Annotated in this window: 15 protein-coding genes and 1 other RNA gene; 7 read left to right on the top strand and 9 right to left on the bottom strand. The window is 51.1% G+C overall.

The annotated features are described in order from the left end of the window. Nucleotides 1–214 precede the first annotated feature (214 nt). The 5 genes from tomB to pdeB all read left to right on the top strand — a co-directional run bounded on the left by tomB (nucleotide 215) and on the right by pdeB (nucleotide 3,854). Nucleotides 215–610 carry an Hha toxicity modulator TomB gene (tomB, locus tag A7589_RS04475; protein WP_000344801.1) on the top strand — a complete coding sequence of 132 codons (396 nt, stop codon included), beginning with the start codon at nucleotides 215–217 and terminating at the stop codon, nucleotides 608–610. Between the two features lie 4 nt (nucleotides 611–614). Beyond that, the gene (hha, locus tag A7589_RS04480) at nucleotides 615–833 is read left to right on the top strand and encodes a hemolysin expression-modulating protein Hha (protein ID WP_001280991.1); all 219 of its coding nucleotides are present in this window, start codon (nucleotides 615–617) and stop codon (nucleotides 831–833) included. Nucleotides 834–1,004: 171 nt separating this feature from the next. Then, complete coding sequence (maa, locus tag A7589_RS04485) at nucleotides 1,005–1,556, top strand: maltose O-acetyltransferase (RefSeq protein WP_000102547.1); 552 nt, start codon at nucleotides 1,005–1,007, stop codon at nucleotides 1,554–1,556. Nucleotides 1,557–1,670: 114 nt separating this feature from the next. Then, nucleotides 1,671–2,141: a YlaC family protein gene (locus tag A7589_RS04490; protein WP_010354104.1), complete on the top strand. Its 471-nt coding sequence runs from the start codon at nucleotides 1,671–1,673 to the stop codon at nucleotides 2,139–2,141. A 162-nt stretch (nucleotides 2,142–2,303) separates the two neighbouring features. Further along, entirely contained in the window at nucleotides 2,304–3,854 is a 1,551-nt protein-coding gene (pdeB, locus tag A7589_RS04495; RefSeq protein ID WP_108188743.1) for a cyclic di-3',5'-guanosine monophosphate phosphodiesterase PdeB, read from the top strand. A gap of 38 nt (nucleotides 3,855–3,892) precedes the next feature. Here the strand turns inward: pdeB and A7589_RS04500 are convergent, their stop codons facing one another. Beyond that, on the bottom strand, nucleotides 3,893–4,246 hold the full coding sequence (locus A7589_RS04500; protein WP_000878148.1) for a DUF1428 domain-containing protein: 354 nt from the start codon (nucleotides 4,244–4,246) through the stop codon (nucleotides 3,893–3,895). Between the two features lie 118 nt (nucleotides 4,247–4,364). Further along, nucleotides 4,365–4,461, bottom strand: an RNA gene (ffs, locus tag A7589_RS04505) — signal recognition particle sRNA small type. Between the two features lie 162 nt (nucleotides 4,462–4,623). Between ffs and A7589_RS04510 the strand changes: the two genes are divergently transcribed. Beyond that, on the top strand, nucleotides 4,624–4,935 hold the full coding sequence (locus A7589_RS04510; RefSeq protein ID WP_000409916.1) for an MGMT family protein: 312 nt from the start codon (nucleotides 4,624–4,626) through the stop codon (nucleotides 4,933–4,935). 30 nt (nucleotides 4,936–4,965) lie between these two features. Here A7589_RS04510 and A7589_RS04515 read toward each other — a convergent pair whose 3' ends face one another. Further along, nucleotides 4,966–5,538 (bottom strand): YbaY family lipoprotein, encoded by a 573-nt coding sequence (locus tag A7589_RS04515; RefSeq protein ID WP_105282606.1) that lies wholly within the window; start codon nucleotides 5,536–5,538, stop codon nucleotides 4,966–4,968. A 217-nt stretch (nucleotides 5,539–5,755) separates the two neighbouring features. Here A7589_RS04515 and tesB point away from each other — a divergent pair, with 217 nt between their 5' ends. Further along, nucleotides 5,756–6,616, top strand: a complete 861-nt coding sequence (gene tesB / locus A7589_RS04520; RefSeq protein ID WP_010351654.1) for an acyl-CoA thioesterase II — start codon at nucleotides 5,756–5,758, stop codon at nucleotides 6,614–6,616. Nucleotides 6,617–6,664: 48 nt separating this feature from the next. Here the strand turns inward: tesB and amtB are convergent, their stop codons facing one another. The 6 genes from amtB to cof form a co-directional block, all read right to left on the bottom strand. Then, the gene (gene amtB, locus A7589_RS04525; RefSeq protein WP_000685029.1) at nucleotides 6,665–7,951 is read right to left on the bottom strand and encodes an ammonium transporter AmtB; all 1,287 of its coding nucleotides are present in this window, start codon (nucleotides 7,949–7,951) and stop codon (nucleotides 6,665–6,667) included. 29 nt (nucleotides 7,952–7,980) lie between these two features. Then, nucleotides 7,981–8,319, bottom strand: coding sequence for a P-II family nitrogen regulator (glnK, locus tag A7589_RS04530; protein WP_000780338.1), 339 nt, complete (start codon nucleotides 8,317–8,319; stop codon nucleotides 7,981–7,983). A gap of 359 nt (nucleotides 8,320–8,678) precedes the next feature. Further along, nucleotides 8,679–10,460, bottom strand: a complete 1,782-nt coding sequence (locus tag A7589_RS04540; protein WP_001256162.1) for a SmdB family multidrug efflux ABC transporter permease/ATP-binding protein — start codon at nucleotides 10,458–10,460, stop codon at nucleotides 8,679–8,681. After that, complete coding sequence (locus tag A7589_RS04545) at nucleotides 10,453–12,225, bottom strand: SmdA family multidrug ABC transporter permease/ATP-binding protein (protein WP_001235591.1); 1,773 nt, start codon at nucleotides 12,223–12,225, stop codon at nucleotides 10,453–10,455. Before A7589_RS04545 ends, A7589_RS04540 begins: the two co-directional genes overlap by 8 nt. 29 nt (nucleotides 12,226–12,254) lie before the next feature. Beyond that, the gene (decR, locus tag A7589_RS04550) at nucleotides 12,255–12,713 is read right to left on the bottom strand and encodes a DNA-binding transcriptional regulator DecR (protein ID WP_000884589.1); all 459 of its coding nucleotides are present in this window, start codon (nucleotides 12,711–12,713) and stop codon (nucleotides 12,255–12,257) included. A 152-nt stretch (nucleotides 12,714–12,865) separates the two neighbouring features. Beyond that, nucleotides 12,866–13,684 (bottom strand): HMP-PP phosphatase, encoded by an 819-nt coding sequence (cof, locus tag A7589_RS04555; RefSeq protein ID WP_010354098.1) that lies wholly within the window; start codon nucleotides 13,682–13,684, stop codon nucleotides 12,866–12,868. Nucleotides 13,685–13,753 lie beyond the last annotated feature (69 nt).

A 13,753-nucleotide genomic window follows, 5' to 3' on the forward strand; every position in this document is an offset into this window, starting at 1 on the left:
CAAACTGCTTTAGCCTTTACGTGGTTGATGCAGGGTGAAAAAGTAAGCCTTTTCCCCCTCCTCCCACTAATTGTAATTTTTCGTAATAATGCGATGAAAACCTTCATAGAGTGGATTATAGTTAATCTAACAACTGTGAGGGCAAGTCCAGGTCAGTAGGTTTTCCCACCCCGAAAGGTGTCCGTTAGTTCAACCACTAAGAAGGGGACGCGTTATGGATGAATACTCACCAAAAAGACATGATATTGCACAGCTTAAATTTCTCTGCGAAACCCTGTATCATGACTGTCTTGCAAACCTTGAAGAAAGCAATCATGGTTGGGTTAACGACCCTACCTCGGCTATCAATCTGCAGCTTAATGAACTCATTGAGCATATTGCGACCTTCGCACTTAATTACAAAATTAAGTATAATGAAGACAATAAGCTCATTGAGCAGATAGATGAATATCTGGACGACACCTTTATGTTGTTCAGTAGTTATGGTATTAATATGCAGGATCTCCAGAAATGGCGGAAGTCAGGTAACCGACTGTTCCGTTGTTTTGTGAACGCCACTAAAGAGAATCCTGCGAGTTTATCTTGTTCTAATTATTACAACCATGGGTAGAAGTATGTCCGATAAGCCTTTAACGAAAACCGATTATTTGATGCGTTTGCGTCGTTGTCAGACAATTGACACGCTGGAACGTGTTATCGAGAAAAATAAATACGAATTATCAGATAATGAACTGGCGGTATTTTACTCAGCCGCAGATCACCGTCTTGCAGAATTGACCATGAATAAGCTTTACGACAAGATCCCTTCCTCGGTGTGGAAATTTATTCGATAATTAAACAGTATAACCCCTGAACTATAACCATCTGTTTATTAGACATATTTTATTTTTACTATGACGACATGCCGCGTGTGACCTCCGTCACACAGAGGTAACGGGAACGTTCTCATCACTGACATTTCGTATTACTGTGTTGCCCCAATTCCAGCAACCGGGTCGTCAGTAATGAGCACAGAAAAAGAAAAGATGATTGCTGGTGAGTTGTATCGCTCGGCAGATGAGACTTTATCTCGCGATCGCCTGCGCGCTCGTCAGCTTATTCACCAATACAATCATTCCTTGCCGGAAGATCAATCATTACGCCAACAAATCCTCACCGATTTACTCGGTCAGGTTGCGGATGCGCATATTGAGCCCTCCTTTCGCTGCGACTATGGCTATAACATTTTTCTCGGTAAAGGGTTTTACGCGAACTTCGATTGCGTGATGCTTGATGTCTGCCCTATTCGTATAGGCGATAATTGTATGCTGGCGCCTGGCGTCCATATTTATACCGCGACCCATCCTGTCGATCCCGTAGCACGTAATAGCGGTGCTGAACTAGGGAAACCGGTGACTATCGGTAACAACGTCTGGATTGGTGGTCGTGCCATCATTAACCCGGGGGTTACTATTGGCGATAACGTCGTAGTGGCATCAGGAGCCGTCGTCACCAAAGATGTTCCTGATAATGTTGTCGTAGGCGGTAACCCGGCCAGAGTCATTAAAAAACTGTAACTACAATTTGCAACTGTTATGCAAAATTGTAGTTAATCTGTTACTTTTCTCATATCATTCCCACGTTAAAATAGGGTGTTCCCTGGAGAGTTGCAGATACCACGAAGGCAAAAGATGACCGAAATACAACGCCTGCTGACCGAAACAATTGAATCTCTGAATACGCGCGAAAAACGCGACAACAAGCCCCGCTTTAGTATCAGTTTTATCCGCAAACATCCGGGGCTGTTTATTGGCATGTACGTTGCCTTTTTTGCCACGCTGGCAGTGATGTTGCAGTCCGAAACGCTGTCAGGTTCAGTCTGGCTCCTGATAGTGTTATTCATCCTGCTCAACGGTTTCTTCTTTTTTGATGTCTACCCACGCTACCGCTACGAAGATATCGACGTACTGGATTTTCGCGTTTGCTATAACGGCGAATGGTATAACACGCGCTTTGTCCCTGCTGCGCTGGTTGAAACCATACTGAACTCGCCGCGTGTCGCGAATATCCACAAAGAACAGTTGCAAAAAATGATCGCCCGTAAAGGTGAGCTGTCTTTTTACGATATTTTCACCCTGGCTCGCGCCGAATCAACATCTTAAGTCAGGATTTCACACCAGGCGTAAGCTCTGCGCCTGGTCAATTGACAAGGATCGTTGCCACCCATCATTTCATGAAATACTGACCTTACCCACTTATCTCCTGCCAGCCTTTTTTCACAATCAGATATACTTTCCCTACACTGTGTTAATAAGGACATGCTGGTGAGAACACGACATCTGGTCGGCCTGATTTCGGGAGTACTGATTCTTTCAGTACTGCTGCCTGTCGGCTTAAGCATCTGGCTGGCCCATCAGCAGGTAGAAACGTTGTTTGTTGAAGAGCTGAATACCTATTCCTCCCGCGTCGCTATTCGGGCCAATAAAGTGGCGACGCAAGGGAAAGATGCACTACAAGAGCTGGAAAGATGGCAAGGCGGAGCCTGTAGTGAAGAGCATCTCATGGAAATGCGCCGGGTTTCATACAGCTATCGCTATATTCAGGAAGTGGTTTATATCGATAACAACGTTCCCCAATGCTCTTCTCTGGAACATGAAAGCCCACCGGATACCTTCCCGGAGCCGGGGAAGATTTCAAAAGATGGTTATCGGGTCTGGTTAACCTCACACAATGACTTAGGTATTACCCGTTACATGGTTGCTATGGGAACCGCACATTATGTAGTGATGATCGACCCCGCTTCCTTTATCGACGTGATTCCTTATAGCTCATGGCAAATTGATGCCGCTATTATTGGCAATGCCCATAATATAGTCATAACCAGCAGCGACGAAATTGCCCGGGGTATTATTACCCAACTGCAAAAAACCCCCGGTGAGCATATCGAAAATAATGGGATCATTTACGATATTCTGCCCTTCCCGGAGATGAATATTTCCATCATCACCTGGGCTTCAACGAAAATGTTGCAAAAAGGCTGGCATCGGCAGGTCTTTATCTGGTTGCCTGTAGGGTTGTTAATTGGCCTGCTGGCAGCAATGTTTGTGTTGCGCATTTTGCGCCGTATCCAGTCTCCGCATCATCGCCTGCAGGATGCCATCGAAAATCGTGATATTTGCGTGCACTACCAGCCGATTGTCTCCTTAGCCAATGGCAAAATTGTCGGAGCTGAAGCACTGGCGCGCTGGCCGCAGACAGACGGTAGTTGGTTGTCGCCAGATAGTTTTATTCCGCTGGCACAGCAAACGGGTCTTTCTGAGCCACTGACGCTGCTGATTATAAGAAACGTGTTTGAAGATATGGGCGACTGGCTGCGACAGCACCCGGAACAACATATTTCCATCAATCTTGAATCCACCGTGCTCGCCTCGGAAAAAATTCCGCAACTGCTGCGAGATATGATCAATCACTACCAGGTTAACCCCAAACAGATCGCTCTTGAACTCACTGAACGTGAGTTTGCCGCTCCGAAAACCAGCGCCCCGATAATTTCTCGCTACCGGGGGGCGGGCCATGAAATTTATCTCGATGATTTTGGTACGGGGTATTCAAGTTTAAGTTATTTACAGGATCTGGATGTCGACATTCTGAAGATCGATAAATCTTTCGTTGATGCGCTGGAATATAAAAACGTCACACCACATATCATCGAAATGGCAAAAACGTTGAAACTGAAAATGGTGGCGGAAGGGATCGAAACGGATAAACAGGAAGAGTGGCTACGTCAGCATGGCGTGCATTACGGTCAGGGTTGGCTGTACAGCAAAGCGTTGCCAAAAGAAGATTTCATACGCTGGGCAGAATACCATCTGTAAATTTTGGGGGCTGGCGGCACGCCGCACAGCCCGTCACGCTACTCGTCGATGATTGACTCAAACCCGCCGTAAATCATCCGTTTGCCATCAAACGGCATTGATTCGCCGAACTCTTTCATTCGTGGGTCAGACATCATTTTTTGATTGGCAGCGTCGCGGACCTCTTTTGAAGGATATTCAATCCAGCTAAACACCACTTCCTCATTCTCTTCCGCTTTCACTGCCATGCGAAAATCGGTCACTTTGCCGTCTGGCACATCGCTGGCCCAACATTCAACAATGCGAAGCGCGCCAAACTCTTTAAACAGTGGCGCGGCCTTTGCGGCCATTTCTCGATAGGCATCTTTATTTTCGGCAGGAACAGCAACCACAAAACCATCAACATACTTCATCAGAAATACCTCCGAAGCGTACTGCGCAGCCAGACAATTCTTGCGGCGTCAGTCGTGGTTAAAGTTTAGCCATATTAGGATTTTTTGACGAAACGGCGGGAGCAGAAATGGGTGGGGGCCCTGCCAGCTACATCCCGGCACACGCGTCATCTGCCTTGGCTGCTTCCTTCCGGACCTGACCTGGTAAACAGAGTAGCGTTGCGGGAGAACCAACAGAGCCCCCATTGAGAGCGTTGAGAACCAACGCGCAGGCGCATTATCACTGCTGCCCCTACTAATTGCAACCCATTGCGTGCCGGATGCTGGTTTCTTGCGCAATGCGGCTTCACTCTGGCGTTTTTCCAGATTATGCTGAAAAATTACCTCAGGAAGAAAAGATGGAAAAAGAAGATTCATTTCCCCAACGCGTCTGGCAAATCGTCGCCGCTATTCCCAAAGGCTACGTCACCACTTACGGCGATGTCGCGAAACTGGCGGGATCACCCCGCGCCGCACGCCAGGTCGGTGGAGTGTTAAAGCGTCTCCCCGAAGGCAGCACCCTCCCCTGGTATCGGGTGGTTAATCGTCACGGCACAATTTCGTTAACCGGCCCGGATTTGCAGCGTCAACGGCAGGCATTACTGGCAGAAGGCGTGATGGTATCGGGAAGCGGGCAAATCGACTTACAGCGTTATCGCTGGGACTATTAACCCTCTCCAGGCGGAGAGGGTTAATGGCGCTTAGTATTGCGTAGGGGCCGGAACTGCCGAAGACGGATTCACCTGAGTTGGTGAAGTCGAAGGTACGGTAGTCGTCGCACCACCGTTGGCCTGAACCGGCACGGCGGTTTGCTGAACCGGCACTAATGTCAGGTCAGCTTTGGTTCCGCCCTGATTGATCACCGGTTGAACGGTATCGGTGATAAACACCAGTTTGTCGTTCACGGTAACCGCCGCACTCAACAGGATACGTGCGTTCGGTTGAACGTCTGCCGGGTTAAATGGCAGAACAAAACTGAACGGTGACTGTTTACCTTCGGTACGTACTGCTTTCTGCGCCAGAACTTTAGAAGGCGCATCCGCTAACGACGCGTCAGAAAGTGTCACGGTCAGCACAGCATCAGGCGGCAGTGCGACTTTCTGACGGATCCAGACCGTACCGGAAACATTCGGTTGTTGTATAGCAGGTTGCTGTGTCGCTGCAATAGACGTATTTGCAGCCGGTGCTGGCGTCTGGATATCCGCGCTTTTATCCGCGCAAGCCGCCAACGCAATCGCAACCGCTAAACCACTGGCCATGTGCACGAGTTTCATTCACTTCTCCTTATTATCAATGCACCAGCGGGCTAACTTTCCTCGCCGGAAGAGTAGTTAACAAAATAGTAACGTCAATAAGTGTGGCACATGTCACGTATTAACGCCTGCATTTAGCCCGTAATTCAGACCATTGCACCCATCGGACCAGTACCAAAATTGCGTTATACTCAACTCACTTTGGCTTGCTGCGGCAGCTTTGTTACTGGAGAGTTATATGAGTCAGGCGCTAAAAAATTTACTGACATTGTTAAATCTGGAAAAAATTGAGGAAGGACTCTTTCGCGGCCAGAGTGAAGATTTAGGTTTACGCCAGGTCTTTGGTGGCCAGGTTGTGGGTCAGGCCTTGTATGCTGCAAAAGAAACTGTCCCTGAAGAGCGTCTGGTACATTCGTTTCACAGCTACTTTCTTCGCCCAGGCGATAGTAAAAAGCCGATTATTTATGATGTTGAAACGCTGCGTGACGGTAACAGCTTCAGCGCCCGTCGGGTTGCTGCTATTCAAAACGGTAAACCGATTTTTTATATGACGGCCTCTTTCCAGGCACCAGAGACCGGATTCGAGCACCAAAAAGCAATGCCGCCCGCACCAGCACCTGATGGTCTGCCTTCAGAAACGCAAATCGCCCAATCGCTGGCGCACCTGCTGCCGCCAGTGTTGAAAGATAAATTCATCTGCGATCGTCCGCTGGAAGTCCGTCCGGTGGAATTTCATAACCCGCTGAAAGGTCACGTCGCAGAACCTCATCGTCAGGTATGGATCCGCGCAAATGGTAGCGTGCCAGATGATCTGCGCGTTCATCAGTACTTACTCGGTTACGCTTCTGATCTTAACTTCCTGCCTGTTGCCCTGCAGCCGCACGGCATCGGTTTTCTCGAGCCGGGGATCCAGATTGCCACCATCGACCATTCGATGTGGTTCCATCGTCCGTTTAATCTGAACGAATGGCTGTTGTATAGCGTGGAGAGCACATCTGCTTCCAGCGCACGCGGCTTTGTGCGCGGTGAGTTTTATACCCAGGACGGCGTACTGGTTGCCTCGACCGTTCAGGAAGGGGTGATGCGTAATCACAATTAAAAAAATAGCCGGAGGTGAAAACCGTCCGGCTGTTTTTTGCAGTGCTTGTTACGCGTTATAGGCATTCTCGCCGTGGCTGTTGACGTCCAGCCCTTCGCGCTCCTGTTCTTCCGGCACACGCAGGCCAACCGTCAGATCCGCCAGTTTGTAGCCAATAAATGCCACCACACCGGACCAGACAATCGTAATGGCGATGCTTTCCAGCTGTACCAGCAGCTGATGCCCCATCGTCACACCTTCGGCGAAGCCCACACCACCCAGCGAACTGGCGGCAAAAATCCCGGTCATGATACAGCCGACAATGCCACAAACGCCGTGCACACCGAAGACATCGCAGGGATCATCCACCCGCAGCAAGCGTTTGAGCATGGTAACGCCCCACAAGCCCGCCAGACCAGCTACCACGCCGATAATCAACGCGCCGCCAACCCCAATGTAGCCGCACGCTGGCGTCACGCCGACCAGACCGGCAATCGCGCCAGAACACGCTCCCAGCAGAGAAGGCTTACCACGCAGCGCCCATTCACCGAAGATCCAGCCAAGAATTGCCGCCGCCGTTGCGACCACCGTATTCACAAATGCCAGTGCCGCGATTTCATTCGCCGTGCCCGCTGACCCGGCGTTAAAGCCAAACCAACCGATATAGAGAATGGCAGTCCCGGTGAAGACCATCGGCAGGTTGTGCGGTTTAAACGCCTCTTTACCGAAGCCCACGCGTTTTCCTATCAGATACGCGCCCACCAGACCGGCGATTGCGGCGTTAATGTGCACCACCGTGCCACCCGCGAAATCCAGCGCACCGTGAGAAGCCAGCAAACCACCGCCCCACACCATATGCGCAATCGGAATGTAAGAGAGCGTCAGCCATACCACCACGAAAATCAACACAGCTGAGAAGCGGATTCGTTCCGCCAGCGCCCCAACAATCAAGCCTACGGTAATGCAGGCAAACGATCCCTGAAACGCTACGTGGATATACTGATAAATGCTGCCCATCACCGCCGTCAGTTCGATGTTTTTCAGCATCAGCCAGTTAATGTTCCCGAAGAAGTTGTTGCCCTCACCAAACGCCAGCGAGTAGCCGTAAACCACCCAGAGAATACAGACCAGTGCAAACGTCACCGTCACCTGCGTCAGCATCGACAGCACGTTTTTGCCGCGAATCAACCCACCGTAAAACAGGGCAATCCCCGGAATAGTCATAAACAGCACCAGCGCAGTACAGATCATCATAAACGCATTGTCGGCTTTATCGGCCACCGCAGGTGCAGCCATTACCAGTCCCGGCAGCATCGCCAGTGAAGCAAGCCCAGTTTTTATCGTCGCTATCTTCATTTTTCGTTCCTGTAGCTGTGTGCCAGAGATTACAGCGCCGCTTCGTCGGCTTCGCCGGTACGAATACGAATGACGCGTTGCAATTCAGCGACGAAGATTTTGCCGTCGCCAATTTTTCCGGTGTAAGCCGCCTTGCTGACGATATCGATCACTTCATCGAGTTGGTCATCAGCAATCGCCACATCAATTTTTACTTTTGGCAGGAAGTTGACGCTGTATTCCGCCCCCCGGTACAGCTCGGCATGTCCTTTCTGACGCCCGAAACCTTTCACTTCGGTGACGGTCAGGCCCTGAATACCAATGGAAGATAACGCTTCACGAACATCTTCCAGCTTGAATGGTTTGATTATCACGGTCACCAGCTTCATAGATCCCCTCCGGTCAGAATTCGGTAATGGTTCTGCTACACGAAGAAGGTATTGCAAGCGGTGTGCCAGAAATGAAAAACGAAGGGATAGTTGGCAGGAAGGTGGATAGAAAGGGAATACTGACAAACTGGCTTAATGGCCAACCTAAGCGCGCTTTTCTCACTCGCCCTTTCAGGGAGAGGGCCGGGGTGAGGGTAATTAATCGCACAGTCGCTGGCCTGATCCCCCTCACCCTAACCTTCTCCCTGAGGGGCGAGGGGACAGCCCGAATCCTTTTGAAGCTTTGTCATCTATAGAACCGCACTATAACAGTGCACAGTGCGTTACATTTTTGCACCAACGATGAAATATTGCGCTATTCAGGCGCTCAATGATTCCTCTTCACGCACGCTGGCTGCCAGCTCTTCGCCCGCAAGTTGCAGTTGATACATCTGCCAGTAGCGTCCCTGGGCCGCCAGCAGCTGCTGGTGAGTGCCCTGCTCCACGGCTTGCCCACGATGAAGCACCAGAATGGTGTCGGCATCAACAATAGTCGATAAGCGGTGAGCAATCACCACCAGCGTGGTATGTTCACGCACCGCCGCCAGTGCGTGCTGGATCGCCTGTTCAGTACCGGAATCGATACTGGCGGTTGCCTCATCAAGGATCAGGATTTGCGGCGTCTCCACCAGCACGCGCGCCAGCGCCAGCAGTTGCTTCTGCCCGACGGAAAGATTATTCCCCTGCTCGCCCAGCGGCGTATAAATACCGTCGCTCATGCTGCGCGCCAGATCCGCCAGTTGCACGGTTTCCAGTGCCTGCCAGACGCGCGCTTCGGAGATATCGCGCCCCAGCGTCACGTTGGCGAGGAAAGTATCCGCCAGCACCACCGGATCTTGCTGTACCATCGCCACACCCTGGCGTAATGCGCTGTGACTTAGCGAATTTAATGGACGACCGTCGAGACGAATCTCACCTTCCGTTAGCGGGTAATAGCCCATCAATAAACTGGCGAGGGTACTTTTACCGCTGCCGGTATGCCCCACCAGCGCCACAAAGTTACGCGAAGGCACAGAGAGATTAATGTTCTTCAGTACCAGATTGTCATCGCGATAAGCAAATGACACGTTATCGACTTCGATGGTGCCACTCTGTAACGGGCGATCATCATTGCCATATTGCTGACGCGGCCCATCCATCAGTTCGAACACGCGTTCACCCGCCACCACAGCCTGTTGCAGCATCGCCTGTTGCGTGGTCAGTTCGATTAAGGGTTCGTTAAGCCGCCCAAGATAGCTGATAAACGCATACAGCACGCCCACTTCAATGGTGCCGCTGGCGGAGAAGCCAAACAGCATCAACAAGCCACAAAGAATGAGCGATGAAAACAAACTCAGCAAGGGACGCAGCAGAAAACCGTCGAGGCGCAGGGTTTGCATCCTCGCCATATAGTGTGAACGACTGGCCTCACCCATACGTTCGCCAAATCGCGCCTGCTGACGGAATTGCTGGATAACGCTCATGCCGTTGATAATTTCGTTAAAGCCGTCGTTAATATCCGCCAGATAGGCGCGAACACGGCGGACAATCGGCGTACTGTAACGCTGGTATATCACCATCACCACCAGCACCACCGGGAAAATCATTATCGCCACCAGTGCCATTCTCCAGTCGAGACTGAACATTGCCACCAGCATCGCACCCACCAGTGCGGCGCTGCGCAGGACAGTTGCCACTACGGTAACGTAGAGGTCGCGGATCACTTCAGTGTCATTAGTGACGCGGGAAATCACCTGACCGACCGGCTGGGTATCAAACTCGCTTAATGGCTGGCGTAGCGCAGCATCCATCACATCCGTTCGCAACTGTTGTACCACGCCAACCGCCGCCCGATTAAACAACAGCGACTGTGCGTAGTGCAGTCCAGCGGCAAACAGTTGCAGCCCAACATACGCCGCCGCCAGACCGGCAACCACTTTCAACGGCAGATTATTTTTTGCCACCATATTATCGATGAAATAGCTGATGAGTAGCGGTCCACTGACTTCTGCCGCCGCCGCAATCCACATCATCAGAACCGCAATCCCCAGCGGTTTACGCCACGGCGAACCATACGCTAACAGGCGCTTGAGAGTCGGCCACAGTTGGCTAAAACTACGCATCGGCGGCCTCCTCGCGAATTTCCGGAGCGTCGTCGAGCGCCGCCTCCAGTTGTTGATAGCGATACATATCGCGATACCAGCCGCTTTGTTGCGCCAGCGCATCATGATTGCCACGCTGGGCGATGTGTCCGTGTTGCATCACAATTATTTCACTGGCTTCTGTCAGTGCAGAAAGTCGATGGGCGCTGATAATCACCGTTCTCCCCTGCCCCCACTGACGCAGGTTATGCAGGATCTGGTGCTCTGTGCGTCCGTCCACCGCCGAAAGCGCATCATCCAGAATAAGGATTTCCGCGTTGACTAATAACGCACGAGCAATAGAGATACGCTGCTTTTGCCCACCGGAAAGCATCACGCCGCGCTCGCCCACTTCAGTGTCGTAACCTTGCGGTAGACGCAAAATATCGTCATGTACGCTGGCTAACCGCGCTACGTGTTCAATCTCTTGCTGGGTGGCATTCGGGCAACCCAGCGCGATGTTATTCGCCACGGTGTCGGAAAAAAGGAACGGCGTCTGGCTGACCACCGCCAGGCGGCTACGCCAGCTATCGAGTTGAAGCTGCGTCAGGGGAATATCATGAAAGCGAATATCCCCCTCGCTGACGTCGAAATGACGCTGAATGAGTGACAGCAGGGTACTTTTGCCAGAACCGGTCGGCCCGCAAATACCCAGCATCTGACCGGGTTTGAGTGCAAAACTGACATTCTCCAGCGCAGGATGATCAGTTTGTGGATAAGTAAACTGGCGAATATTTACATCCAGTTCGCCACGCCCTTGCGGCACTGGTTCGCTACCATCGTTCACCACCGGTGCTTCAGCCAGCATCGTCCGAATACGGCTATATGCCGCGCTGCCACGTTCCACAATGTTAAACATCCAGGCCAGCGCCAGCATCGGCCAAATCATTAACCCCAGATACATCATAAAACTGGTGAGCTGTCCCAGCGTTAAGCTGCCCTGCACCACCATCCAGCTTCCCCCACCAATCGCCAGCAAATTCGCCATGCCAATCGCGATATAGATTGTCGGATCAAAACGGGCATCAATACGCGCCACACGCATGTTTTTCTTGCCAGTGTCTTCAGCATCTGCGGCAAATAGCGCCGACTGGCGATCTTCCAGACCAAAGGCTTTGATCATGCGGATACTAGTGAGGCTCTCCTGGGTGCGATCGTTGAGACTGGAAAATGCCGCCTGCGCCAGCTTAAAGCGTTCATGCAAAGCATCGCCGTTGCGCTTAATCATGATTGCCATCACTGGCATCGGTAATAGTGCGAATAAGGTCAACTGCCAGCTAATTTGCGTTGACATCATAATCAACACTGCGCAGCCCATCACCAGTGAATCCACCAGCGTCAGCACCCCTTCCCCGGCAGCAAACACGACCCGATCGACGTCATTGGTCGCACGAGCCATAAGGTCGCCCGTGCGATGACGCAGGTAAAATTCTGGATGCTGGCGGCTTAGCTGGTGGTAATAATCTTCACGCAGTTCAACAGCCAGTTGATAAGACGCGCCAAACAGCAGTACGCGCCAGACGTAACGCAGGAGATAAACCACGACTGCAATCAGCACCATGGTGGCGATCCACATCAGGATCTGCCCGGTAGTAAAGTGTTGTTCCGTCACTCCATCGACAACAATACCGACCACTTTCGGCGGAACCAGTTGCAGCATCGCGATAATGACAAGCAAGGCCACAGCCCCGAGATAGCGACGCCATTCCCGACGGAAATACCAGCTTAGTTGAGCAAATAATCGCACGCGTTGTGTCCTGACCTGATTCTGGATATTTATTCGATGGGTAAAGAAGTGGTGTATTTAATCTGTTCCATCGCGAAGCTGGAAGTAACGTCCGACAGCCCTGGAACGCTGTTGACCAGACGCTTATAAAACTCGTCATAGCGTTTCATATCGGCAACCTGAACACGCATCAGATAATCATATTCCCCGGCCATGCGCCAGAACCCCAGCACTTCTGGCATTTCCGTTACCACCGTGACAAAGCGGCAATACCATTCGCTGCTGTGATGTTGCGTTTTAATCAGCACAAAAGCAGTCAGCCCAAGGCCAATTTTTTCCGGATCCAGCAGGGCGACTTTGCCGATAAGGATACCGTCATCCTCCAGCCGTTTCAGACGCTTCCAGCAAGGCGTGGTCGTCAGATTAACGGCTTCTGCCAGTGCCTGCAAAGAGAGGGTGCAATCCTGCTGTAGTAAGGCCAGCAGCTTACGGTCAATTTTATCTAACATCGCCAATCCACAGAGAATTATTTTCTCTTTTAATTCTATTTTAAAGGCGAAATACCGACAATTTATTCTGTGCGGTTTAAACGACACTGCACAAAATGACAAATTCAAAGTAAAAAAAACCGGGCTATTGCCCGGCGCTGGAAGAGATCTCGTTATTCGGGGGAATAAGGTAGATGTGGATTGTCCAGCCAGTGCGTCAAATAGTGAGAGACCGCCTGATTTCGGCAATGTCCAATCACTGGTAAATGAGGGAGTTCCGCGCGCAGTTGTGGCATCGCATTGCCCATAATAAAACCGCTACCGACGCTGCCTAACATTTCGCGATCGTTCATCGCATCACCAAAGGCCATGCAGTCGCGCAGTGAAAAACCTAAATGTTGGGTCAGCACCGCCAACGCCGCGCCTTTATTACACCCCACCGGCAGCACTTCCAGGCAATTAATTGCCGAAAAACACAAATGTGCGCGCTCGCCTAATGCTTCGTTTAGTTGGGTATGCAAGCGCATAAGATCGTCGTGATCGCCACAGAAACAGATCTTGGTGACGCTGTCGAGCGGCATTTTTTTGACATCGATAATCTGATAACGGAAACCGCTATACACAAATGCCTGCAACAATGCTGGGATCTCTTGCCCGGTAAACCAGCCATTGTCATTGAAGATATGCATACTGGCCTGGGTATCCCATTTCTGGTAGAGCACTAATTCCGCCACGTCCGCAGGCAAATCATCACGATGTAAAAGTTCGCCTTCCAGAGAGTGCACGCGCGTACCGTTGCCGGTAATTAAATACGCATCCAGCGATAGCACCCCGATAATATGCTGCATCTCCAGCGCATGGCGACCTGTAGCAAAAGTGAGGGTAATATCACGTTCACGCAGACGCGCCAGAGTCGAGAGGGTTTTCTCACCTAAATGGTGATCAGGCATCAATAAAGTGCCGTCCATATCAAATGCTGCCAGACGAGCCATTTCTTTCTCCACTCTGTGACACGGTTAATGGTGATTGAGTATCACCTGATATATACGGAAGTAATAGTG

The organism is Escherichia sp. MOD1-EC6475, from assembly GCF_003046645.1.
In the GTDB taxonomy this organism is placed as follows: Bacteria; Pseudomonadota; Gammaproteobacteria; order Enterobacterales; family Enterobacteriaceae; genus Escherichia; species Escherichia ruysiae.

What these genes read in the sequence shown, in the direction of transcription:
- tomB (WP_000344801.1), top strand. Translation starts at nt 215, where the DNA reads ATGGATGAATACTCACCAAAAAGACATGATATTGCACAGCTTAAATTT.
- hha (WP_001280991.1), top strand. Translation starts at nt 615, where the DNA reads ATGTCCGATAAGCCTTTAACGAAAACCGATTATTTGATGCGTTTGCGT.
- maa (WP_000102547.1), top strand. Translation starts at nt 1,005, where the DNA reads ATGAGCACAGAAAAAGAAAAGATGATTGCTGGTGAGTTGTATCGCTCG.
- A7589_RS04490 (WP_010354104.1), top strand. Translation starts at nt 1,671, where the DNA reads ATGACCGAAATACAACGCCTGCTGACCGAAACAATTGAATCTCTGAAT.
- A7589_RS04500 (WP_000878148.1), bottom strand. Translation starts at nt 4,246, where the DNA reads ATGAAGTATGTTGATGGTTTTGTGGTTGCTGTTCCTGCCGAAAATAAA.
- A7589_RS04510 (WP_000409916.1), top strand. Translation starts at nt 4,624, where the DNA reads ATGGAAAAAGAAGATTCATTTCCCCAACGCGTCTGGCAAATCGTCGCC.
- A7589_RS04515 (WP_105282606.1), bottom strand. Translation starts at nt 5,538, where the DNA reads ATGAAACTCGTGCACATGGCCAGTGGTTTAGCGGTTGCGATTGCGTTG.
- tesB (WP_010351654.1), top strand. Translation starts at nt 5,756, where the DNA reads ATGAGTCAGGCGCTAAAAAATTTACTGACATTGTTAAATCTGGAAAAA.
- amtB (WP_000685029.1), bottom strand. Translation starts at nt 7,951, where the DNA reads ATGAAGATAGCGACGATAAAAACTGGGCTTGCTTCACTGGCGATGCTG.
- glnK (WP_000780338.1), bottom strand. Translation starts at nt 8,319, where the DNA reads ATGAAGCTGGTGACCGTGATAATCAAACCATTCAAGCTGGAAGATGTT.
- A7589_RS04540 (WP_001256162.1), bottom strand. Translation starts at nt 10,460, where the DNA reads ATGCGTAGTTTTAGCCAACTGTGGCCGACTCTCAAGCGCCTGTTAGCG.
- decR (WP_000884589.1), bottom strand. Translation starts at nt 12,713, where the DNA reads ATGTTAGATAAAATTGACCGTAAGCTGCTGGCCTTACTACAGCAGGAT.
- cof (WP_010354098.1), bottom strand. Translation starts at nt 13,684, where the DNA reads ATGGCTCGTCTGGCAGCATTTGATATGGACGGCACTTTATTGATGCCT.